Source organism: Shinella sp. R2-11 (assembly GCF_055330205.1).
On record NZ_JBVAPC010000006.1, the window covers coordinates 19,503 to 41,031 of the forward strand.

General features: G+C 65.1%; 20 protein-coding genes. 14 read left to right on the forward strand and 6 right to left on the reverse strand.

Features of this window, described 5'->3' with window-relative positions:
* The first annotated feature begins 3 nt into the window (after nt 1–3).
* The 9 genes from ACZ1A1_RS15935 to ACZ1A1_RS15975 all read left to right on the forward strand — a co-directional run bounded on the left by ACZ1A1_RS15935 (nt 4) and on the right by ACZ1A1_RS15975 (nt 6,813).
* Nucleotides 4–342, forward strand: coding sequence for a DUF2147 domain-containing protein (locus ACZ1A1_RS15935; RefSeq protein WP_463620653.1), 339 nt, complete (start codon nt 4–6; stop codon nt 340–342).
* A gap of 252 nt (nt 343–594) precedes the next feature.
* Entirely contained in the window at nt 595–759 is a 165-nt protein-coding gene (locus ACZ1A1_RS15940; protein WP_463620654.1) for a hypothetical protein, read from the forward strand.
* A 28-nt stretch (nt 760–787) separates the two neighbouring features.
* Nucleotides 788–964: a hypothetical protein gene (locus ACZ1A1_RS15945; protein ID WP_313196561.1), complete on the forward strand. Its 177-nt coding sequence runs from the start codon at nt 788–790 to the stop codon at nt 962–964.
* Between the two features lie 69 nt (nt 965–1,033).
* Complete coding sequence (locus tag ACZ1A1_RS15950) at nt 1,034–1,354, forward strand: YnfA family protein (RefSeq protein ID WP_119258864.1); 321 nt, start codon at nt 1,034–1,036, stop codon at nt 1,352–1,354.
* Between the two features lie 130 nt (nt 1,355–1,484).
* Complete coding sequence (locus ACZ1A1_RS15955; RefSeq protein ID WP_463620655.1) at nt 1,485–2,987, forward strand: AMP nucleosidase; 1,503 nt, start codon at nt 1,485–1,487, stop codon at nt 2,985–2,987.
* Between the two features lie 149 nt (nt 2,988–3,136).
* Nucleotides 3,137–3,544 carry a GtrA family protein gene (locus ACZ1A1_RS15960; protein WP_463620656.1) on the forward strand — a complete coding sequence of 136 codons (408 nt, stop codon included), beginning with the start codon at nt 3,137–3,139 and terminating at the stop codon, nt 3,542–3,544.
* Nucleotides 3,541–4,548: a glycosyltransferase family 2 protein gene (locus ACZ1A1_RS15965; RefSeq protein ID WP_463620657.1), complete on the forward strand. Its 1,008-nt coding sequence runs from the start codon at nt 3,541–3,543 to the stop codon at nt 4,546–4,548. The genes ACZ1A1_RS15960 and ACZ1A1_RS15965 overlap by 4 nt, the downstream gene beginning before the upstream one ends.
* Complete coding sequence (locus ACZ1A1_RS15970; protein ID WP_463620658.1) at nt 4,549–6,051, forward strand: glycosyltransferase family 39 protein; 1,503 nt, start codon at nt 4,549–4,551, stop codon at nt 6,049–6,051.
* An 18-nt stretch (nt 6,052–6,069) separates the two neighbouring features.
* Nucleotides 6,070–6,813: a ChbG/HpnK family deacetylase gene (locus ACZ1A1_RS15975; protein WP_463620659.1), complete on the forward strand. Its 744-nt coding sequence runs from the start codon at nt 6,070–6,072 to the stop codon at nt 6,811–6,813.
* An 11-nt stretch (nt 6,814–6,824) separates the two neighbouring features.
* On the opposite strand, the gene ACZ1A1_RS15980 is transcribed toward ACZ1A1_RS15975, so the two are convergent.
* The gene (locus ACZ1A1_RS15980; protein WP_463620660.1) at nt 6,825–8,198 is read right to left on the reverse strand and encodes an aspartate aminotransferase family protein; all 1,374 of its coding nucleotides are present in this window, start codon (nt 8,196–8,198) and stop codon (nt 6,825–6,827) included.
* 149 nt (nt 8,199–8,347) lie between these two features.
* On the opposite strand from ACZ1A1_RS15980, the gene ACZ1A1_RS15985 reads away from it, so the two are divergent.
* Complete coding sequence (locus ACZ1A1_RS15985; protein WP_463620661.1) at nt 8,348–9,718, forward strand: glutamine synthetase family protein; 1,371 nt, start codon at nt 8,348–8,350, stop codon at nt 9,716–9,718.
* A gap of 172 nt (nt 9,719–9,890) precedes the next feature.
* On the opposite strand, the gene ACZ1A1_RS15990 is transcribed toward ACZ1A1_RS15985, so the two are convergent.
* Nucleotides 9,891–10,829 (reverse strand): diacylglycerol/lipid kinase family protein, encoded by a 939-nt coding sequence (locus ACZ1A1_RS15990; protein ID WP_463620662.1) that lies wholly within the window; start codon nt 10,827–10,829, stop codon nt 9,891–9,893.
* A gap of 351 nt (nt 10,830–11,180) precedes the next feature.
* Between ACZ1A1_RS15990 and ACZ1A1_RS15995 the strand changes: the two genes are divergently transcribed.
* Nucleotides 11,181–12,419, forward strand: a complete 1,239-nt coding sequence (locus tag ACZ1A1_RS15995) for an MFS transporter (protein WP_463620663.1) — start codon at nt 11,181–11,183, stop codon at nt 12,417–12,419.
* A gap of 73 nt (nt 12,420–12,492) precedes the next feature.
* On the opposite strand, the gene ACZ1A1_RS16000 is transcribed toward ACZ1A1_RS15995, so the two are convergent.
* From ACZ1A1_RS16000 to ACZ1A1_RS16010, 3 genes are all read right to left on the reverse strand, one after another.
* Nucleotides 12,493–13,380, reverse strand: coding sequence for an ABC transporter permease (locus ACZ1A1_RS16000; protein WP_313196551.1), 888 nt, complete (start codon nt 13,378–13,380; stop codon nt 12,493–12,495).
* A gap of 163 nt (nt 13,381–13,543) precedes the next feature.
* Nucleotides 13,544–14,542, reverse strand: coding sequence for an ABC transporter substrate-binding protein (locus ACZ1A1_RS16005; RefSeq protein WP_463620664.1), 999 nt, complete (start codon nt 14,540–14,542; stop codon nt 13,544–13,546).
* Nucleotides 14,543–14,902: 360 nt separating this feature from the next.
* Nucleotides 14,903–15,532, reverse strand: a complete 630-nt coding sequence (locus tag ACZ1A1_RS16010) for a L,D-transpeptidase family protein (RefSeq protein WP_463620665.1) — start codon at nt 15,530–15,532, stop codon at nt 14,903–14,905.
* A 302-nt stretch (nt 15,533–15,834) separates the two neighbouring features.
* Here ACZ1A1_RS16010 and mgtE point away from each other — a divergent pair, with 302 nt between their 5' ends.
* Complete coding sequence (mgtE, locus tag ACZ1A1_RS16015; RefSeq protein ID WP_463620666.1) at nt 15,835–17,214, forward strand: magnesium transporter; 1,380 nt, start codon at nt 15,835–15,837, stop codon at nt 17,212–17,214.
* A 58-nt stretch (nt 17,215–17,272) separates the two neighbouring features.
* Here the strand turns inward: mgtE and ACZ1A1_RS16020 are convergent, their stop codons facing one another.
* Nucleotides 17,273–18,937 (reverse strand): electron transfer flavoprotein-ubiquinone oxidoreductase, encoded by a 1,665-nt coding sequence (locus tag ACZ1A1_RS16020; protein WP_463620667.1) that lies wholly within the window; start codon nt 18,935–18,937, stop codon nt 17,273–17,275.
* A gap of 266 nt (nt 18,938–19,203) precedes the next feature.
* On the opposite strand from ACZ1A1_RS16020, the gene ACZ1A1_RS16025 reads away from it, so the two are divergent.
* Nucleotides 19,204–20,607, forward strand: a complete 1,404-nt coding sequence (locus tag ACZ1A1_RS16025; RefSeq protein ID WP_463620668.1) for an FAD-binding oxidoreductase — start codon at nt 19,204–19,206, stop codon at nt 20,605–20,607.
* 22 nt (nt 20,608–20,629) lie between these two features.
* Nucleotides 20,630–21,418, forward strand: coding sequence for an SDR family oxidoreductase (locus ACZ1A1_RS16030; protein ID WP_463620669.1), 789 nt, complete (start codon nt 20,630–20,632; stop codon nt 21,416–21,418).
* Nucleotides 21,419–21,529: the final 111 nt, after the last annotated feature.

Consider the following 21,529-nt stretch of genomic DNA (forward strand, 5'->3'; position numbering starts at 1 on the left):
AGAATGAAACTGAGGACATGGATCGCCGCCGCGCTTCTGGCGGCGCCGGGCATCGCGCTGGCCGCCGAACAGATCGAGGGCAACTGGAAGACGGCGAGCGGCGCCACCGCCGCCATCGCCAAATGCGGCGGCAGCTACTGCATCACGCTGAAGACGGGCAAGCATGCCGGAAAGCGCATCGGCAAGCTCGACGGCACGGGCGCCGACTATAGCGGCTCAATCACCGACCCGGAGACGGACAAGACCTATAGCGGCTCCGGCGCCGTCAACGGCAATTCCCTGCGCATGAAGGGCTGCGTCCTCGCCGTTCTCTGCAAGTCGCAGACATGGACGCGGCTGTGAACGGGTAGGCCGCGACCGTCGAAGCACAATTTCGAAGCTCCATGTTAAAGCCGGCGCCCCGCGCCGGCTTGTCCATTTCAGCCGCTCGTCCTCGCTCAAGCCGCTGATTTCAAGGCTTCATCGACGTCCCATCCCTCCTGAAAAACCGAATCACAGCTTTCCTGAACGGGAGATGAACCGGCCTCTCAGGGACCGTTCAGTCCTGAGGTGCGAAAACGGCTACACCGAAACATCTGGATGAGGGACATCACCATGGACATCCTCGCACGCCGCCTCACGATCATCACCCTGCTGATGGCCGTCTTCGCCATCATGCTGGCCGCCGCCGTCGAGACGGATTACCGCCGCAGCACGCATAACGGCACCGGCAAGATCGTCGCCTGCTCCACGCCGAGCATGTGCCGCGCCGCGCTCTGATCCAGCCTCGCCTGCCGGATGAAACCCGATGATCGCCGCCCTCGCCCACGCCTCGACCATGCTGCTGCGCATCCTGACGCTTTGCGCGATGATGATCGCCCCGGTCGGGGCGCTCGCCTGGAGCAATGCGGGCGGCCTCGGCATCACCAAGCAGGGCGCTGGCCTCGTGCTTTTCGTCACCCTCCAGCGCCAGTCGATGAGCTGAGGCAGGCTTCGTCTTTTCCCGTTCCGTGCTAAACCGGGCCGGCCTCTTGCCGCCAGCCCGGAGCATCGAATGAAATCCCTTCTCGTCTTTTCCGCCGCCGCCCTTGCCGAGATCGCCGGCTGCTTCGCCTTCTGGGCCTGGTGGCGGCTCGACAAGTCCATCCTGTGGCTCATCCCCGGCATGGCCTCGCTCGCCCTCTTCGGCTGGCTGCTGGCGCAGGTCGACAGCGCCTTTGCCGGCCGCGCCTATGCCGCCTATGGCGGCGTCTATATCGCCGCCTCGCTGCTCTGGCTCTGGCTTGCCGAGGGCATGCGCCCCGACCGCTTCGACCTTGCCGGCGCGACGCTCGCGCTGGTCGGCGCGGGCATCGTTCTCGCCGCCCCGCGATAGGCGTGCCGGCCCTCCTATCCTCCTGTTTTCACGCCGCTATGGGCATGGCGCCGCAATGACCCCGCCCCGGGGCTTGCGGGCGCGCGGAACTTGTCGTTTGCTTGTCAAATAACAACAACTATAGTGATTCATGAGCAAACGAACCTTCTCGCCGAGACCCCTTTCCTTCGCCACGCCCGAGCCCTACGAGCCGCAGTCCTTCGACGATCCGGTCGCCGCCGTCGATGCCCTCGAGGCGCTCTACGAGCGCAATACGAAATTCCTCACCGACGCCTTCGTCTCGCTCGGCCGGACCGGCACGCCGGAAACCCGCTTCCGCGCCTGCTATCCGCAGGTCAGCATCGAGACGACGAGCTTCGGCCATGTCGATTCCCGCCTGTCCTACGGCTATGTCGCTTCGCCCGGCGTCTATACGACGACGATCACCCGGCCAAAGCTCTTCCGGCATTACCTCAAGGAACAGCTCGGCCTCCTGATGCGCAATCACGGGGTGCGCGTCATCGTCTCGGAATCGACGACGCCGATCCCGCTGCATTTCGCCTTCGGCGAGGGCGCCCATGTTGAGGCGGAAGTCACCGAAGGCATCGAGCTTCCGCTGCGCGACCTCTTCGACGCACCGGACCTGACCAATACCGACGACGAGATCGCCAACGGCGCCTACGAGCCCGGCCCGGGCGAGCCCTCGCCGCTTGGACCCTTCACCGCGCAGCGCATCGATTATTCGCTTGCCCGCCTCAGCCACTACACGGCGACCAGGGCCAACCATTTCCAGAATTTCGTGCTCTTCACGAACTACCAGTTCTATGTCGACGAGTTCTGCGAATGGGCGCGCCAGCAGATGGCGGAGGGCGGCAACGGCTACACGGCCTTCGTCGAGCCCGGCAACATCGTCACGCCGGCCGGCTCCGACAGGCCGGAGCCAGACATCACCCCCGGCCGCCTGCCGCAGATGCCGGCCTATCACCTCAAGAAGAAAGGCCATGGCGGCATCACGCTCGTCAATATCGGCGTCGGCCCCTCCAACGCCAAGACGATCACCGACCATGTCGCCGTGCTGCGCCCGCATGCCTGGCTGATGCTCGGCCATTGCGCGGGTCTGCGCAACAGCCAGACGCTCGGCGACTATGTGCTCGCCCATGCCTATGTGCGCGAGGACCACGTGCTCGACGACGACCTGCCGGTCTGGGTGCCGATCCCGGCGCTCGCCGAGGTGCAGGTGGCGCTGGAAAGCGCGGTGGAGGAGGTGACGGGTCTCGAAGGCTACGATCTCAAGCGCATCATGCGCACCGGCACCGTCGCGACGATCGACAACCGCAACTGGGAACTGCGCGACCAGCGCGGGCCGGTGAAGCGGCTTTCCCAGTCGCGCGCCATCGCGCTCGACATGGAATCGGCCACCATCGCCGCCAACGGCTTCCGCTTCCGCGTGCCCTACGGCACGCTGCTGTGCGTTTCCGACAAGCCGCTGCACGGCGAGCTGAAACTGCCCGGCATGGCGACGGCCTTCTACCGCACCCAGGTCAACCAGCATTTGAGGATCGGCATCCGGGCGCTGGAAAAACTCGCCGGCATGCCGACGGAAAAGCTGCATTCCCGCAAGCTCAGGAGCTTCTTCGAGACGGCGTTCCAGTAAAGGCGAAGGTGGACAGGCCGACCGATAAGGTCTAGTCACCCCGGAGCTTGAACATGCCGGAATGTTTTCTGACATCCCGGCACGTTTTTGCCTAGGGAATCCGAGCCGCCGCGCCCTTCCGCACGCTTTTGCCGAGCTATCCGTCCGCCATGCCCAACCTTCCGAAGCTCCTTTCCATCCTGAAGAACTTCCTGATCTTTAGCGGCGGGTCGCTTATCGGCGCGATCATCGATTACGTTGTCACGCTCGGCGCCAACGGCTTTTTCGGAACGCCGCCGTCCCTGGCGCTGGCGGTCTCCATGGTGGTGAGTGGATCGATCGTATTCCTCTATCATGACAGGATCACCTTCCGCACGTCCGGCGCCGGATGGGTGAAACGCTATGTCAAGTTCATGATGCTGACGGCGATTGTCCTTGCCCTCCGGGTCGCGGTTCTGGAATTGTTCATCGCCGCAGGGCTTCCCGTCTTCATCGCCGTCGCGATGGCCATCGGGATCGTTTCCGTCGCCAATTTTGCAGCCTCGTCGATGCTCGTCTTCATGAAAGGAAGCAAATGACCGCCGGCCAGAGCCTCTCCATCGTCGTTCCGATCTTCAACGAGGCGGAGAACCTTCCGCATCTTGTCGACAGGCTGAACACGGTCTCCGAGCGCATCCGCCTCGAATATGGACTCACCGCCGTCCATTATGTCTTCATCGACGACGGTAGCTCCGACGGAAGCTTCGGCATTCTCGGCGAGCTCGACTATGCCGGGCACACCGCTACACTCCTGCAGTTCTCCCGGAATTTTGGCAAGGAGGCTGCCCTTTCGGCCGGCATCGATGCGGCCACTGAGGCCGATGCCATCATCATGATGGATGCCGATCTCCAGCACCCTCCCGAACTTCTTCTCGATCTTGTGCGTGTCTGGAAGACGGAGGAGGTCGACAGCGTCTTTACCTACAAGGAAGATCGCCGGGCGTCGGAAGGTTTCCTCAAGGCCAAGCTGACGAGTGGTTTCTACTGGATCATGAACCGGGGCGCGCGCTTTTCCATCACCGAGAATGCGGGTGACTTCCGGCTGATCAGCCGGCGCTATGCCAATGCCCTGCGCCTGCTGCCGGAAAGCCAGCGCTTCATGAAAGGGCTTTACGGCTGGGTCGGTTTTGCCCAGCGCGGCCTGCCGCTCACCCCGCCGCCTCGCGAGCGCGGCGTCTCCAGCTTCAACGGCGCACGGCTGCTCGCCATGTCCTTCGACGCGATGACCAGCTTCACCACGGCGCCCCTGCGCCTGATGGCGCTGGCCGGTCTCTTCATCGCCTGCGTCAGCGCGCTGTACGGCATCTACATCGTCGTGGAACGGCTTTTCTTCACCTCCAACGGTATTGGCCTTGCCTCCGTTCTGGCGCTAATCGCGTTCTTCGGCGGCATCCAGATGATCTTCCTCGGCCTGCTCGGAGAATATATCGGCAAGACCGTGCTCGAGGCGAAGCGCCGCCCGCCATATATACTGGCCGAGAGGCGCGTGGTATCGCCAGCCGCAGACACCCTGGCGTCCACACAAACCGAGGCCTCTTCCTGAATGTTCAAGACCCTCTCCTCCAAGCCGACCCTGTTCGTCCTGATCCACTGCCTCGTGTGGTGGGCGATGGTCCTCATCGCCAAGCCGAGCCTCGACCGCTACGGCGACATGGTCGAAGTCTACGCTTGGTCGCAACACTGGCTGGCCGGTTCGAGCAAGCATCCGCAGTTCCTGCCGTGGATGGCCAAGATCTGGTTTATGGTCGCCCCGAAGAGCGTCGCCTCGTTCTATCTGCTTTCCGCCATCAATCTCGCCGTCGCCATGCTCGGCATCCTGGCGCTCGGCCGCGCGCTCAGGCTCAGCGACATGCAGGTGCTCGTCGCGCTCGCGCTCGGGGCGCTGGCCTTCCCGTATCTGACCCTTGCCGACAAGCTCAACATGAACGCGATCTGCCTTTCCACCTGGCCGTGGACGGCCTGGGCTTTCGTAAAGTCGACGACTGAGCGGGACGGAAAGCGGCTGCTTCATGCAGCGCTCTTCGGCCTGTTTGCCGGGCTCTCCATGCTCAGCAAATACTATTCGATCGTGCTCATATTGCCGCTCTTCGCCTTCACCTTCCTGCCGAGCCAGCGCTGGCTCTGGCGGACGGCGGCGCCTTGGACCGCGATCGTCGTGTTTCTCGCCGTGACCACGCCGCATCTTCTCTGGCTGCTCGACCATCGGGACGCCCTCGCCTATGCGAGCGAGCAGGGCGCGGGCGACGATTTGGGCAATGCCGTCTACTATATCGCGAAATTCGTGATCGCGCCGCTCTTCTACTGGCCGATCCCGCTGGTGTTGGCCGGGCTTCTTCTTGTCAGCGGTTCCATTGCGTCCCGTTATGCGCACCTGCTGCAATGGCCCAAGGACCGTCCCATCTTAGGCGTTCTGGCGCTCGGCCCCTGGCTGGTGACGCTCTTCTTCGCCGTCGTCGGCCTTGCCGAACTGTCCACGCCGTGGGCGATCCCGATCGGCTTTGCCTTCATGCTCTACATCACCGCCAATGCCGAACCGACCCGTCTGGAGGAGAACGGTCCGAAGCTCATCGCTGCATTCCGCTTCATCTGGCCCCTCATGCTCGTCGGCGGCCTCGCTGCGGCAGCCATTGACGGCTACAAGGCCAATGCGAACTACTACAAGCCGGACCAGGAGCAGGCAGCCGCGGCCATCGAGCACTGGCAGGCTCGCCATGACATACCCCTTGCCTGGGCAGCCAGCGGCAACCGCGCCGCGATGATCTCCTTCTTCTCACCCACGCCGATCGAGGCCTTGCCGGCGCTGCCGGACGCCCTGCCGTCCTACTATCCGCCGCGCGAGAACTGGAAGGCCGAAGCCGGCATGATCGCCTGCCCCTTGCATGCTCCCGGCGAAGGCGACGCGGAGTGCGTGCACGCAGCACACGCCTGGGCGTCCGCCAACGGCCTGCAATCTGAAGACGCCACCTTCACGATCAAGCGCTTCGGCTTGCGCTTCCCCCGCGAGGTGCCGTTCGAAACGGCAGTGGTCTATGTCTGGCCCGAGTGACAGCAAGGGCGGGCTCGAATGCTGATCGCGGACGACTTCGGCCTTGGCCGCGGGCATGACAATGTCATCCTCGATCTCCTCGAAAAGCGGCGGATCGACGGGACCTCGGTCATGATCGACGGCGACATCGATCCGCAAGCCATGCAGCGCCTGCGCCATGCGCGGGAGGCAGGGGCGGCCGTTGGGCTTCACCTCAATCTTACGCATGGCTTTTCCGGGCGGAATTTTCATCGGTCGATCGGTGAACTGCTCGGGCTTTGCCTGACAGGCCGTCTTCCGCAACAGGCGAAAAGAGAGTTCCGCAGGCAGGCGGAAGCGTTCTACGACGTCTTCGGCTTTCTTCCCGATTATTATGACGGCCACCAGCACTGCCACTGTTTTCCCGGCCTGAGCCGGCTCGCCGCAGCCCTGCCGCGAGAAAGCGGCACCTGGATACGCGTTCCCCTGCCCCGAACAATCGGTGGGATTATACTCAACCTGCGTTCAGGTGGCCCGAAAGTGGCCTTGATCATGACGCTGGCACTTCTCGCCGGAAGGACCTTCCGCAAGGCGGGTTGGTCGACGAACACGGATTTTTCCGGTTTTCTGCCACTGGACAGGCCGGAAGCCGTCGCACGCTGGCTGCCACGGTTCTTGCGCGCACGGGCGGACGATGCCCTGGTGATGGTGCATCCGGGGCGTGCCGATGACCGAAGCCAATGCCCCGGTCATGCGCCGCAAAGCCGCTCGGTGGAAGCGGAAATCCTTTACCGCCAGCCCTGAAGCCCTGCTCCTCAGCCCGCCAGCACCTTCCACGCATGCTCCAGGCCCTTGCGCGTGATGTCGATCATCTGGTCGACCTCGGCATGGGTGATGACGAGCGGCGGGGAGAAGAGCATGCGGTCACCGGTGGCGCGCAGGACCAGGCCGTTTTCCAGGCAATGGTTGCGGACGGTGACGCCGGCCTTTTCCTTGTCCTCGAAGCGCTTGCGGGTCGCCTTGTCCTCGGCGAGCTGGACGGCGGCCATCAGGCCGACCTGCTGGACCTCGCCGACGATCGGCAGATCCTCCAGCGACTTGAGGCCGGCGGCGAGATAGGGGCCGATGTCGTCGTGGACGCGCTCGACCAGCTTCTCGTCCTCGATGATGCGCAGGTTCTCCAGCGCCGCGGCCGCGCAGACCGGGTGGCCGGAATAGGTGAAGCCGTGGTTGAAGTCGCCGACCTCCTCGACCAGCACATTGCCGACGCGGTCGGAGACCATGACGCCGCCGATTGGCAGGTAGCCGGAGGAGAGGCCCTTGGCGATGGGCGCGAGGTCCGGCTCGACGCCGAAATGCTGGTGGCCGAACCAGTGGCCGGTGCGGCCGAAGCCGCAGATCACTTCATCCGTCACCAGCAGGATGTTGCGCGCCTTGCAGATGCGGGCGATCTCCGGCCAGTAGGTGGCAGGCGGCACGATGACGCCGCCCGCGCCCTGGATCGGCTCGGCGACGAAGGCGGCGACATTGTCCTCGCCGAGCTCGTCGATCTTCTCTTCGAGCTGGCGGGCCATCTTCAGGCCGAATTCGTCCGACGAAAGATCGCCGCCCTCGCCGTACCAGAAGGGCTGGTCGATATGGTGGACGCCGGCGATCGGCAGATCCCCCTGCTCGTGCATCCACTTCATGCCGCCGAGCGAGGCGCCCGCGACGGTGGAGCCGTGATAGCCATTCTTGCGGGCGATGACCGCCTTCTTGGTCGGCTTGCCCATGGCGCCCCAGTAGACGCGGGCCATGCGGAACCATGTGTCGTTGGCCTCGGAGCCCGAGCCGGTGAAGAAGACGCGGTTGATGTTCGGGCCGGCATGCGAGGTGATCTTCTGGGCGAGCAGCACGGCCGGCGGCGTCGTGGTGCCGAAGAAGGTGTTGTAATAGGGCAGCTCGTTCATCTGGCGCACGACCGCGTCGGCGATCTCCCTGCGGCCATAGCCGATATTGACGCACCACAGGCCCGCGAAGCCGTCGAGATAGCGCTTGCCGTGATTGTCGAAGATATAGGAGCCCTCGCCCCGCTCGATGATGCGCGTGCCCGTCGCGTTCAGCTTCTTCATGTCCGAGAAGGGATGAAGATGATGAGCGGCATCGAGGGCACCGAGGTTGGAAGCGGCTGCTGCACTGCTGTTCGACATTTGACTACATCCTTGGGGGTAGGTCCCGCCTTATTGAACGGCGGGACAGAATGAGCTACGAAAATGCCCATACAACAGGCATTTGGCAAGAGATCGAGCGCACGCAAAATTTCCTGTCCTTGCTTCCCGCCAAACCAAAAGCAGGCACCATGACAAACGACAAGACGGCAGCCGGTTCGCCGCGCGCCAACGCCCCTATCGATGCCCCGGCCCGTATCGAAATCCTCCTCGTCGGCATGAACGGGGACCTGCGCGGCAAGCAGGTTCCGCTGGAAGGCGAGAAGAAGATCTGGGACGGTTCCGTGCGCCTGCCCTCCTCCACCCAGTCGCTCGACATCTGGGGCGACGACAATGACGACATCACCGGCCTTTCCATTTCCGTCGGCGATCCCGACGGCCTGTGCATTCCCGACCGCCGCTCGCTGGCGGCCATGCCCTGGGCGCCGGAAGGCTCGCGCCAGGTGCTCGCCACCATGCACGAATTCGACGGCAGCGCCTCCTTCATGGATCCGCGTGCCATTCTCGGCCGCATGCTGAAGCGTTTCGAAGACAAGGGTTTGACACCGGTCGTGGCGACCGAGCTCGAATTCTACGTGGTCGAGGACGACTGGCGCGAGACCGGCAAGCCGCGCCCGCCGGCAGCCCTGATGTATCGTGGCGAGCCGAACGGCTTCCAGCTCTACGACATGCGCGCGACGGATGCGCTCGACGGCTATCTCCAGACCGTGCGGAGCTGGGCGAAGGCGATGGACCTTCCCGCCGATGCGACGACCGCCGAATTCGGCCCCGGCCAGCTCGAGATCAACCTGCTGCACCGGCCGGACGCCATGGCGGCCGCCGACGACTGCATCTACCTCAAGCGCATCGCCGAACTGGCCGCGCCCCGCTTCGGCCTGAAATCCACCTGCATGGCCAAGCCCTATGCCGAGCATGCGGGCTCGGGCCTGCATGTCCATTGCAGCATCGTCGACAGGGACGGCCGCAACATCCTCGACGCCAGAGGCGGCGAGCCGACGAAGCTGAAATCGATCACCGCAGGCATGCTGCAGACCATGCGCGACGCGCAGCTCGTCTTCGCGCCCTTCGCCAATTCCTACCGCCGCTTCCAGCCCGGCTCCTTCGCGCCGGTCGACCTCACCTGGGGCTTCGGCCACCGCGGCACCGCCATCCGCATCCCGGACAAGGACGGCCCGGCGGCGCGCGTCGAGCATCGCGTGGCGGGCGCAGACGTCAATCCCTACCTGCTGCTGACGGCGATCCTCGGCGGCATCCTGCTCGGCCTCGAAAACGACCTCGATCCGGGCCCGGTGACGGAGCCGGGCAAGGATGCACCGGATGCCAAGCGCCTGACGCACGACTTCCTGACGGCCGTGGAGGAATTCTCCGCCTCGCCCTTCATCGCCGATGCCTTCGGTGCAGCCTACCAGAAGCTCTACGGCGATACCAAGCGCAAGGAGGCGATCACCTTCCTGCGCACGGTGTCGGATTTCGACTACCAGACCTATCTGCCGCGGATTTGACGCCCCCGGGGCGGTGCCCCTCATCCGGCCTGCTGGCCACCCTCTCCCCGCAAGCGGGGCGAAGGAGATATGCCGAGACGGCTTCCCCAACCAATAACCGTGCGTGTGACACGTCCCCTCTCCCCGCTTGCGGGGAGAGGGCTAGGGGTGAGGGGCAAGCCTCCGCACCGCCTCAGGCGGCTGCCGGCTCGGTGGTCGCCATGTTCTCCGCCTGCACCTTCGGCACCATGACCTTCAGCTCGCCCGGATGGAGGCGGATGGAGACGTCGCGGTCCATCGGCAGGAGCTCGCCGTCGATCACGCAGTTGATCGTCCGCTCGACATTGGGGAAGTGCAGCTCCACCTCGGTGCCGGTCATTTCCGTGACGTCGGCGTTCTCGCGCAGCTTGCCGCGCAGGATGTCGAAGGCGAGCTTCGCCACACCGGCGGGCTTCAGGGGATTGGTGGTGTAGAAGCCGAGATGGCCGCCGGTCAGGTCGTCGGCATAGAGCAGGCCGTTTTCCCCGAAGCGGTTGTTGGAGACGTTGATGGCCGAGACCTTGCGGTGCTCCTCGACGCCGTCGACATTGAACTCCACCTCGAATTCCGGCGGATCGAGGATGACGCCGACGGCCGCGCGGGTATTGGCGGCGATCTTGCCGAGCCGGGAGCGGTAGGTCATCCCGTTGCGCAGCCGCACCATGCGGGCATGCAGGCCGGCGGAGAACTGGTGCACGAAGGCCCGGTCGTCCGCCGTGCCGATATCGGCGGCGGCTATGTCGCCATCGGCCAGCGCCTCGATCGCCTGCCAGATGTCGAGCGGGATCTTCAGCGAGCGGGCGAAGAGGTTCATCGTGCCGGCCGGAACGATGCCGAGCGGCATTCCGCTCTGCCAGGCAAGGCCGGCCGCCGCCGACACCGTGCCGTCGCCGCCGCCCGCCAGCATCGCGTCGAGGTCGGTGCGATCGGCGCATCGGTGCAGCGCCATCTCGATATCGGTCCCTTCGACGATATCACAGTCGAGGTGATGCCCTGCCGCTGCGAAGACCCGCTCCGCATGACGCGCATAGGCCTCCATGTCGGTGGTGCGGAACGTCCCCCCGTCCCTGTTGAAAATCGCCTGTACTCTCATTCGCATGCTCCGCTTATGGCCGAGAACGCCTGAACGTCTATCCCCTCCATTAGATAACGGAGAAAGCGGCGATTCACAGGCGGGGATGAAAGGCAGTGCAACAATTCGTGAAAAGCGGCGGCTCCGGCAAATGCATTTTCGGCCAGAATTGGCAGTAGGCAGCGCGCGGCAATTTGATATAGTACAAGTCGGTCGCCTGGCGTCGGGAGTACGCCGGCCGGCCGATTCTTACCCTTTCCCATCCTGGCCATTCCGGCCGGACCAGATCGCATTCGCAGCCAGGAGGAGTGGCCGCCCTTGTGAGGGTTCGTCGCCGGTTTGCCGTGTGGGCCATACCTGCGGAGCCTCCCCGTGTCCGAACATCCCCTGCCGAACGCCGCCCTCTCCTCCGGGCAGCCGCCGCTACCCGCGCTCACCGTCACCCTCATCATCCTGGCGCTCGCCGTCGGCAGCTTCGGCATCGGCACCGGCGAATTCGCCATCATGGGCCTCTTGCCGGACGTCGCCGGCACCTTCGGCGTGACGACCGCCCAGGCCGGCTACGTGATCAGCGCCTATGCGCTCGGCGTGGTGGTCGGCGCGCCGGTCATCGCCGTCATCGGCGCGCGCTACCGCCGCCGCGACCTGCTGCTGGTGCTGATGGGCGTCTTCGCCGCCGGCAACCTTGCCAGCGCCGCCGCGCCGAGTTTCGAGAGCTTCATGCTGTTCCGCTTCCTCTCCGGCCTGCCGCACGGGGCCTATTTCGGCGTCGCCGCACTCGTCGCCGCGTCGATGGTGCCGGTCAACAAGCGCACGCAGGCGGTCGGCAAGGTCATGCTCGGGCTTACGGTCGCCACCCTGATCGGCACGCCGCTCGCCGCCTTCTTCGGCCAGGTGTTCGACTGGCAGTTCATGTTCATCGCCGTCGGCATCACCGGGCTTCTGACGGTCGCGCTGATCGCCGTCTTCCTGCCGCGCGACAAGGCGCCGAAGGGCATCAACGCGCTGACGGAACTCGGCGCCCTCGGGCGCAAGCAGGTCTGGCTGACGCTCGGCATCGCGGCGGCCGGCTTCTGCGGCATGTTCGCCGTCTTCACCTATATCTCGCCGATCGTCACGGACGTGGCCGGGCTCAATGTCGGCATGGTGCCGGTCTTCATGGCGATCTTCGGCGGCGGCATGATCGTCGGCAACATCTTCGGCGCCAAGCTTGCCGACCTGTCGCTGATGCGCACGATCGGCTGGTCGCTAGTGCTCTATTTCTTCGTGCTCGTCAGCCTGTCGCTGACGGCGCACAATCCGGTGCTGCTCGGCCTCTGCTGCTTCCTGATCGGCTGCAGCTTCGTCGTCGGCCCCGCCCTCCAGACGCGCCTGATGGACGTCGCCGGCAATGCCCAGACGCTGGCCGCCGCGCTCAACCACTCGGCCTTCAACGTCGCCAATGCGCTCGGCGCGTTCTTCGGCGGCCTGTCGATCAGCGCCGGCTATGGCTACGCGTCGATGGGCTTCGTCGGCGCCTCCACCGCCGTCGTCGGCTTCGGCGTCTTCCTGCTCTCGCTGACACTGGAAAAGATGGATCGCGCCGCGACGCCGGTCTGCCCGGCGGAGTAATCGCCGAACGCGGAAACGAAAAGGGCGCCCGCGGCTTTCGCCGGGACGCCCTTTTCTTTGCTTCCTGCCCGGATCAGCCGTGGATGATCTCGCGGTGCTTCTGCAGCCGTGCGCCAAAAGCCTGGCTGACGCGGTCGAAGATGATCGCGATGCCGACGATGGCGAGGCCGTTGAAGATGCCGAGCGTGAAGTACTGGTTGGAGATCGCCTTCAGCACCGGCTGGCCGAGGCCCTGCACGCCGATCATCGAGGCGATGACCACCATGGCGAGCGCCATCATGATCGTCTGGTTGATACCGGCCATGATGGTGGGCAGCGCCAGTGGCATCTGCACGTTCTTCAGCTTCTGCCAGCTCGACGAGCCGAAGGCGTCGGCGGCCTCCAGCACGTCCTTGTCGACGAGGCGGATGCCGAGATTGGTGAGGCGGATCATCGGCGGGATGGCGTAGATGACCACCGCGATGAGGCCCGGAACCTTGCCGATGCCGAGCAGCATGACCACCGGGATGAGGTAGACGAAGCTCGGCATGGTCTGCATGACGTCGAGGATCGGGTTGATGGCGTTCTGCACCCGGTCCGACCGCGACATGAGGATGCCGATCGGTATGCCGATGACGATGGAGAGCACGGTACAGACGAAGATCATCGAGACCGTCTTCATCGTGTCGTCCCACATGTCGAAATAGCCGATCATGAGCAGGGTGAAGACGCTGCCGGCGACGATCTTCCAGTTGCGGCTGGCGAACCAGGCGACAAGCGCGATGAGCAGGAGGATGATCGGCCAGGGCGTCCTCGTCATGAAACGCTCGGACCAGATGAGAAAGTGCTGCAGCGGCTCGAAGACGCTCTCGATGCTGTCGCCATAGGCGCGCGTGAAGGCGCGGAAACCCTCGTCGATCGCCTTCTTGAGGTCGCGCAGCGAGTTGGAGTCCATCGTCGGAAATTTCGTAAACCAGTCCATGTCGATCCCCTTCCGGTTCCGTCCGGTCTTGTGCCGGCTTGCGAACCAAACCCTGAAGCATGCCGCGGGAAATTGCAGGGCGATTTGCGCCAACGACATGCGCTAAAACGAAGAAGAAGAGGGCGGCGCGCCCTGCGACACGCCGCCCTTTCCTTTCAGCCGCTCAGAGCGCGGCCTTGATCTTTTCGGCCGCTTCCGGCGAGACCCAGTCCTTCCAGAGGGCTTCGTTCTCCTCCAGGAAGTGCTTGGCGCCGTCGTCGCCGCTCGCCTGGTTGTCGGTCATCCAGGCCATCAGCTTGTTGACCGTGTCGTTCGTCCAGGCGCGCTTGTTCAGATAGGCCATGACGTCTTCGCCGGCGCGTTCGGAGAACGGCTTGGTCACGAGCGTCTGGACGGTGTCCTTCGGCCAGTCGTTCTTCTTCGGGTCCGGGCAATCGGCAACCGTGTTGCAGCGCTTCCACTCGGCCTCGTCATAGGGAACGCCGTGCTCGAGCTTGACCATATCGTACTTGCCGAGAAGCGCGGTCGGGGCCCAGTAGTAGCCGACCCAGCCTTCCTTGCGCTCGTAGGCCTTGGCGATGGAACCGTCGAGGCCGGCCGCCGAGCCGGTGTCGACGAGCGTGAAGTTCGCAGCTTCCCCGCCATAGGCCTTGTAGAGCTGACCGGTCACGACCGTGCCGCCCCAGCCCTGCGGGCCGTTGTGCACGGCGCCCTTGCTCTTGTCTTCCGGATCCGGGAACAGTTCCGGGTGCTTCAGCGCGTCGTCGATCGTCTTGATGTCCGGGTTGGCATCGGCAATGTATTTCGGGATCCACCAGCCCTGGACGGCGCCGTCGGAGAGCGCGACCGCCGCGCCGACCAGCTTGCCCTCGTCGATGCCGCGCTTGACGACGTCCGGCAGGAGGTCCACCCAGCCTTCGGGCGCAAGATCCGGCTCGCCCTTCTCGATCATCGAGGTGATGGTCGGGACCGTGTCGCCGACGATGACCTCGGCATTGCAGCCATAGCCTTCGTTCAGGATGAACTTGTCGAGTGCGGCGAGAACCTCGGCGCTCTGCCAGTTCATGCTGGCGATGGTCAGGTCGCCACACTCGGCGCGTGCAGCGCCCGTCATGGCCATGAGGCCGGCGAGGAGGCAGGTGGAAGCAAGAAGATGTTTCATATCCGTTCCCTTATTTAGCGGCGGTGTCGTTGTGTCTGTCCGAGCCCCGCTGCACCGCCGCCGCCAGGCCCGTAATCCTGCGCGGATCGTTCCCGAAGAGACTGGCAGCCTCCCCCTGGATCCGCGATACCGCATCCTCGACTTTTGCAGCTACAAAGTCGAATGCCGGTACGAATGCGTCTGGAATTGACCCCGATGCGTCATGGCGACATCAAATTCGCAGAACCGTCCCCACATTGTCCGCGCGTGGGGCTCCGGCGGCAATGGTATGATACAATTCAGCTTTTTCAACCCGCAAACGAAAGGCCGGCACGAAGCCGGCCTTGTTCCAATGCGACATGGTCCCGAAAGCGCCTGCAATCAGGCTTCGCGGCGGCCCTGGATGACGAAGACGCGGCCGCTCACCTGAACGCGCTCGTAAAGATCGATCACGTCATGGTTGAGCATGCGCACGCAGCCGCTCGACATGGCCTGGCCGATGGACCACGGCTGGTTGGTACCGTGGATGCGGAACATGGTGTCGCCGCCGTTCTGGTAGAGATAGATGGCGCGGGCGCCGAGCGGGTTGTTTACGCCGCCGGGCACGCCGCCGGCATATTTCAGATTCTTCTTCGGATCGCGGCGGATCATGTTCGGCGTCGGCGTCCAGCTCGGCCATTCGGCCTTGCGGCCGATATAGGCGCTGCCCGCCAGCGAATAGCCCTGCCGGCCGACGCCGATGCCGTAGCGCATCGCCCGGCCGTTGCCGAGCACGTAATAGAGACGGCGCGCCGGCGTATCGACGACGATGGTGCCGGCGGCGTGCGGCGTGTCGTAGGCGACTTCCTGGCGGCGCAGCTCGGGCTTGATCTTGTCGAGCGGCATCGCCCGGAGCGGATACTTCTCGTCCAGGCGGTCGCCGTAATTGGCGCGGTCGCTGGTGCCGTTCGTCGCGCAGCCTGCCAGCAATGCAGACGCGCCGATGAGGAATCCGCGGCGTGAGATCGACATGAGGCCCCCTAACCATTTGCCATTCCACAAAGATTTATGGAGGTATGGTTAATGGCCGGTTAACGGACGAAAGGCCGCAGCGCCCGCAGCCATCTCCATCTTGACATTCGCGGGAAACGGGCACATCACAAGCAAACGTGCGGGATTTCATTCCTCCCGCGCGGATTTCAACGGAGCCATCATCACGATGCCAAGCGACAGTAGCAGTCGATCGAGGACGCCCGAGCGGCATATCGTGCACTGACGTTTCCGTCAGCTCGCCCGGTCGGCCGCAAGGGCCGATCGACGGAAAGGCGAGCAACATGAACATCCAGCGTTTCCCCGCAACCGCCGGCCGCGCCGCACGCGACCTTCTGAACACCGGCCGCAAGGCCCCTACCATTACCGAACACATCGAGCAGCTGAACCGGCTCGACGTGCGGGAAGCCGCACGCCAGCTCGCCACGCTGCCGGAGGGGAAGGCTCTCGCCGTCATCTCCCGGCCGGAGCTGCACCAGGCGGCCGACATCGTCGCGGCCCTGCCGACGGACCATGCCGCGCGGCTCCTCAAGGACACGGCCTACGACCGGGTCGCCGACCTCTTCCAGGCCATGGAGGACGGCGCACGGCGCTCCGCCATCTTCGCCCGGCTCGATCCGGCGACGGCGCAGGCCGTCTCCCATCTCATGGCCTATCCGCAGCGCACCGCCGGCGCCATGATGACCCCGGAATTCGTCAGCGTGCTCGAGGACGTCACGGTCGCCGAGGCGCTGGACCATGTGCGCGCCGTGGAAAAGGCGAGCGAGACCATCTACGCCATCTACGTTCTGGAGCCGGAAAGCCGCGCGCTGAGCGGCGTCGTCACCCTGCGCCGCCTGATCATGGGCGATCCCGCCGCCAGCATCATGAGCGTCGCCCGGCAGGCCGGCGTCGTCAGCGTCACCCCGCTGACGCCACAGGAAGAGGTGGCCCGGCAGATCCGCAGCCACAACCTGCTGGCCATCCCCGTGCTCGACGACAAGCGCCACGTCCTCGGCATCGTCACCGTCGATGACGTGATCGACACGATGATCGCCGACACGACGGAGGACGCGCACAAGTTCGGCGGCATGGAGGCGCTCGGCAAGCCCTACATGCAGATCGGCCTCGGCGGGATGATCCGCAAGCGCGCCGGCTGGCTCGCCGCGTTGTTCCTCGGCGAGATGCTGACGGCGAGCGCCATGCAGCATTTCGAGGCGGAGCTGGAAAAGGCCATCGTGCTGACCCTGTTCGTGCCGCTGATCATGAGCTCGGGTGGCAATTCGGGCTCGCAGGCGACCTCGCTGATCATCCGCGCGCTGGCGCTCGGTGAATTGAAGCTTTCCGACTGGTGGAGGGTCGCGCTGCGCGAGCTTCCGACGGGCATCGCGCTCGGCGCCATGCTCGGCCTCGTCGGCTTCGCCCGCATCACGCTCTGGCAGCAGATCGGCCTCTACGACTACGGGCCGCACTGGGTTCTCATCGGCCTGACGGTCTTCGCCGCGCTGATCGGCATCGTCGCCTTCGGCTCGATGGCGGGCTCCATGCTGCCCTTCCTGCTGCAGCGGCTGCGCTTCGACCCCGCCAGCGCCTCAGCGCCCTTCGTCGCCACGCTGGTCGATGTCAGCGGGCTGGTGATCTATTTCAGCGTCGCGCTGGTGATCCTCAGCGGGACGCTGCTCTAGAAAGGGAAAGGCCGGTGGATCGCTCCACCGGCCTTTTTTATCTGCTGCCGCTCCGGCATCACATATTGGGATAGACCGGTCCTTCGCCGCCCTGCGGGGGCACCCAGTTGATGTTCTGGTTGGGGTCCTTGATGTCGCAGGTCTTGCAGTGCACGCAGTTCTGCGCGTTGATGACGTAGACGTCCTTGCCGTCCTTCTCCACCCATTCGTAGACGCCGGCAGGACAGTAGCGGGTCGAAGGACCGGCATAGACATCGAGTTCCGAGGTCTTCTGCAGCTCCGGGTTCTTCAGCTGGAGATGGATCGGCTGGTCCTCCTCGTGGTTGGTGTTCGACAGGAACACCGAGGACAGGCGGTCGAAGGTGAGCACGCCATCGGGCTTCGGATAGTCGATGCGGTTGTGCTTTGCCGCAGGTTCCAGGCTCTGTGCGTCGGTCTTGCCGTGCTTGAGCGTGCCGAAGAAGGAGAAGCCGAACAGCGTGTTCGTCCACATGTCGAGCCCGCCGAGCGCCACGCCCACCGCCGTGCCGAACTTCGACCAGAGCGGCTTGACGTTGCGCACCTTCCTGAGGTCCGAGCCGATGGCGCTGTCGCGCCAGCCCTGCTCGATCTCGATCGGCTCGTCATTGGCGCGGCCGCCCGCAATCGCATCCGCCAGCTTCTCCGCCGCCAGCATGCCCGACAGAACCGCATTGTGGCTGCCCTTGATGCGCGGCACGTTGACGAAGCCGGCCGAGCAGCCGATCAGCGCACCGCCGGGGAAGGACAGCTTCGGCACCGACTGGTAGCCGCCTTCCGTGATGGCGCGCGCGCCATAGGAGAGCCGCTTGCCGCCCTCGAAGGTGCCGCGGATCGCCGGATGCGTCTTGAAGCGCTGGAATTCCTCGAAGGGATAGAGATAGGGGTTCTTGTAGTTGAGGTGCACCACGAAGCCGACGGCCACCATGTTGTCTTCGAGGTGATAGAGGAAGGAGCCGCCGCCAGTCTTCATGCCGAGCGGCCAGCCGAAGGAGTGCTGCACGAGGCCGGGCTTGTGGTTCTCGGGCTTGACCTGCCAGAGTTCCTTGAGGCCGATGCCGAATTTCTGGGGCTCACGATCCTTCGAAAGATCGAACTTCGCGATAAGCTGCTTGGCGAGCGAGCCGCGCACGCCCTCGGAGATCAGCGTGTACTTGCCGAGTAGCGCCATGCCGCGGGTGTAGTTCGGGCCGGGCTCGCCATTGCGCTCGATGCCCATGTCGCCGGTGGCGACGCCGATCACCGCGCCCTCGTCGTTATAAAGCACTTCGGTCGCGGCAAAGCCCGGATAGATCTCGACGCCAAGCTCTTCCGCCTTGGTGGCGAGCCAGCGACAGACATTGCCGAGCGAGACGATGTAGTTGCCGTGGTTGTTCATCAGCGGCGGCATGAAGGCGTTGGGCAGGCGGACGGAGCCGGCCGGGCCGAGGAAGAGGAAGTGGTCGTCCGTCACCTCTGTCTTGAAGGGATGGCTTTCATCCTCGCGCCAGTCGGGCAGGAGGCGGTCGATGCCGATGGGATCGACGACGGCGCCCGACAGGATATGGGCGCCGACTTCCGCGCCCTTCTCCAGCACGACGACCGTCAGGTCGGGATTGACCTGCTTCAGCCGGATCGCCGCCGAAAGGCCCGCAGGACCCGCACCAACGATCACAACGTCGAATTCCATGCTCTCGCGTTCGGGGAGTTCCATTTCTTCGCTCATTTTTCTCTCCACCCGCGCCCCCTCAAAAGCCGCGGAAAGTCCCTCGTATCGGCCTGTCATGACAAATACGGCAAATCTTGTCGAGCCGTTCTGCGACAGTCTTTCCCCGCATTTGCGCATGACCTCATGACACGGGCCGAAGTATTGTTGACTTTAACGTAAACGTCAATCGATTGTCGGCCCCGCCGATGGCTGCTCGCTTGATTCCGCTTGTCCCCGGGACTACGCATTCGGCCAGCCCGAATGCCTGCCCGAGAGGAAGCGCCATGTCCGAGATTATCCGATCCCTCCAGCGCGACTTGAACGAATTCGGCGGAGACCTCCACCTTATCGGAGCCGACACGCTCGCCGGCCGTCATCCCGGCGAGCATCCCGACAATCTCGGCGCCGGCGCCATGGCGATGCCGGCGACGCCGGGGGCGGCAGCAGCGGTCGTGCGCTGGTGCGCGGAGAATGGCGTGCCCATCGTGCCCCAGGGCGGGCGCTCGGGGCTCGTCGGCGGCGGCATCAGCCGGCCGGGCGAGCTCATCCTCTCGACGGCGCGGCTCGACCGCATCGAGGACATCGATCCCCTCGCCCGCACGGTGACGGTCGGCGCCGGCGTCACGCTGCAGGCGCTGCAGGAGGCGACCGCCGCGTTCGGCCTCACCCCCGGCATCGACCTTGCCGCGCGCGGCAGCGCCACCATCGGCGGCATGATCGCCACCAATGCCGGCGGAATCCTCGCCTTCCGCAACGGCGTGATGCGCCATCAGGTGCTCGGCATCGAGGCCGTGATGCCGGACGGCAGCCTTTTCAGAGACCTGACGCGCGTGCTCAAGGTCAGCGCCGGGCCGGACATCAAGCAGCTGCTCATCGGCTCGGAAGGAGCCTATGGCTTCGTCACCCGCGCGGTGCTGAGGCTGGAAAGCTTCAACCCGATGCGCGCCACCGCCTTCGTCGGCGTCAGGGACGCGGCCACCGCGCTTGCCCTCATCGGCCATTTCCGCGCCCTGCCCGCCTTGCAGCTCGAAGGGGCCGAGCTGATGTGGCGGCGCTATTTCCTCGACAGCGCGGGAGAGCGCGGCTTCGACCTCGACTGGCTGGAGGACGGCACGGCCGCGGTCCTGCTGATGGAGGTTTCCGCCGCCAGCGAAGAGGATGCCCGCACCGCGCTGGAGGAGGGCCTTGCCGACCTCTGGGAGCAGCACGGGCTGACGAGCGGCATCGTCGCCGCCTCGCTCGACCAGGCGCGGCGCTTCTGGGCGCTCCGGGAGGAGAGCGATTTCATCTACCGCCTGCATCCCGCCGCGCCCTCCTTTGACGTCTCGCTGCCGCCCGGCGCGCTGGACGCCTATGTCGCGGACCTCGGCGCCCGGCTGAAGGCGGTGCATCCGGGTTTCGACGCCTATGTCTACGGCCATGTCGCCGATGGCAACCTGCATCTTTCCGTCATCGGCGAGGGCGCGGCGGCCCCGGCTGTGAAAGACGCCATCGAGGATTCCGTCTATACCGGCGTCACGGAAGCCGGCGGCAGCTTTTCCGCTGAGCATGGGGTGGGAACGGAGAAGCGCCGCGCCTATCTCACCTACGGCAATCCGGCCCGCCGCGCCTTGGCGCAGGCGATCAAGGCCGCGCTCGACCCGAAGAACCTGTTCAATCCCGGCAAGGTGCCCTACCGCGCCGATTGAACCCGAAAGGAAGGACCTCACCATGGATCTCGCCATCGCGGGCAAACGCGCCCTCGTCCTCGCCTCCTCCCGCGGCCTTGGCAAGGGGATTGCCGTCGCGCTCGCCCGCGAGGGCGCGCATGTGCTCCTGTGCGGCCGCAGCGCCGAGGTGCTGGAGGCCAATTGCAAGGCCATCAACGCGGAAGGCCCCGGCCGGGCGGACTGGGTCCAGGCCGATCTTGGCGACGAGAGCTTCGTCGAGACGCTGGTGCAGGCGGTTTCGGAAAAGCTCGGCGGCGTCGATATCCTCGTCAACAATTCCGGCGGGCCGACGCCCGGCACGACCGAGGACATGAGCGAGGAAAAGCTCGCCGCCTATTTCAATTCCATGGTGCTGCGCATCATCACGCTCACCAACCGCCTGCTGCCGGGCATGAAGGAGCGCCGCTGGGGCCGCATCCTCACCGTCGCCTCCTCCGGGGTGATCGAGCCGATCCCCGGCCTAGCGCTTTCCAACACGCTGCGGCCGGCGCTGGCCGGCTGGTCGAAGACGCTGGCGAGCGAGGTCGCGCAATACGGCATCACCAGCAACCTGCTGCTGCCGGGAAGCATCATGACCGACCGGCTGAAGAGCCTCGACGCTGCGGCGGCCGAGCGTAGCGGCAGGAGCGTCGAAGACGTGCGCGCGGCCTCGGAACAGGCGATCCCCGCCCGCCGCTACGGCACCGTCGAGGAATTCGCCGCGACCGCCGCCTTCCTCTGCAGCACGCCGGCAAGCTACGTGACCGGCAGCCTCATCCGCTGCGACGGCGGGGCGGCACGCTCGGTCTGAGGAGACCGGGCTTCCCCTTGCCATTCGCCGCGCCCTGTGCCATCTGGCGCGCTCTCAAATTGCGGGGCGCGCCTGACGCGCCCTTTCGCGCGCGGAGCCTTTGCTCCGGTT

Bases quoted from the DNA above. Each gene is read 5' to 3' on its own strand.
- ACZ1A1_RS15935 (WP_463620653.1), top strand. From the start codon at position 4: ATGAAACTGAGGACATGGATCGCCGCCGCGCTTCTGGCGGCGCCGGGC.
- ACZ1A1_RS15940 (WP_463620654.1), top strand. From the start codon at position 595: ATGGACATCCTCGCACGCCGCCTCACGATCATCACCCTGCTGATGGCC.
- ACZ1A1_RS15945 (WP_313196561.1), top strand. From the start codon at position 788: ATGATCGCCGCCCTCGCCCACGCCTCGACCATGCTGCTGCGCATCCTG.
- ACZ1A1_RS15950 (WP_119258864.1), top strand. From the start codon at position 1,034: ATGAAATCCCTTCTCGTCTTTTCCGCCGCCGCCCTTGCCGAGATCGCC.
- ACZ1A1_RS15955 (WP_463620655.1), top strand. From the start codon at position 1,485: ATGAGCAAACGAACCTTCTCGCCGAGACCCCTTTCCTTCGCCACGCCC.
- ACZ1A1_RS15960 (WP_463620656.1), top strand. From the start codon at position 3,137: ATGCCCAACCTTCCGAAGCTCCTTTCCATCCTGAAGAACTTCCTGATC.
- ACZ1A1_RS15965 (WP_463620657.1), top strand. From the start codon at position 3,541: ATGACCGCCGGCCAGAGCCTCTCCATCGTCGTTCCGATCTTCAACGAG.
- ACZ1A1_RS15970 (WP_463620658.1), top strand. From the start codon at position 4,549: ATGTTCAAGACCCTCTCCTCCAAGCCGACCCTGTTCGTCCTGATCCAC.
- ACZ1A1_RS15975 (WP_463620659.1), top strand. From the start codon at position 6,070: ATGCTGATCGCGGACGACTTCGGCCTTGGCCGCGGGCATGACAATGTC.
- ACZ1A1_RS15980 (WP_463620660.1), bottom strand. From the start codon at position 8,198: ATGTCGAACAGCAGTGCAGCAGCCGCTTCCAACCTCGGTGCCCTCGAT.
- ACZ1A1_RS15985 (WP_463620661.1), top strand. From the start codon at position 8,348: ATGACAAACGACAAGACGGCAGCCGGTTCGCCGCGCGCCAACGCCCCT.
- ACZ1A1_RS15990 (WP_463620662.1), bottom strand. From the start codon at position 10,829: ATGAGAGTACAGGCGATTTTCAACAGGGACGGGGGGACGTTCCGCACC.
- ACZ1A1_RS16000 (WP_313196551.1), bottom strand. From the start codon at position 13,380: ATGGACTGGTTTACGAAATTTCCGACGATGGACTCCAACTCGCTGCGC.
- ACZ1A1_RS16005 (WP_463620664.1), bottom strand. From the start codon at position 14,542: ATGAAACATCTTCTTGCTTCCACCTGCCTCCTCGCCGGCCTCATGGCC.
- ACZ1A1_RS16010 (WP_463620665.1), bottom strand. From the start codon at position 15,532: ATGTCGATCTCACGCCGCGGATTCCTCATCGGCGCGTCTGCATTGCTG.
- mgtE (WP_463620666.1), top strand. From the start codon at position 15,835: ATGAACATCCAGCGTTTCCCCGCAACCGCCGGCCGCGCCGCACGCGAC.
- ACZ1A1_RS16020 (WP_463620667.1), bottom strand. From the start codon at position 18,937: ATGAGCGAAGAAATGGAACTCCCCGAACGCGAGAGCATGGAATTCGAC.
- ACZ1A1_RS16025 (WP_463620668.1), top strand. From the start codon at position 19,204: ATGTCCGAGATTATCCGATCCCTCCAGCGCGACTTGAACGAATTCGGC.
- ACZ1A1_RS16030 (WP_463620669.1), top strand. From the start codon at position 20,630: ATGGATCTCGCCATCGCGGGCAAACGCGCCCTCGTCCTCGCCTCCTCC.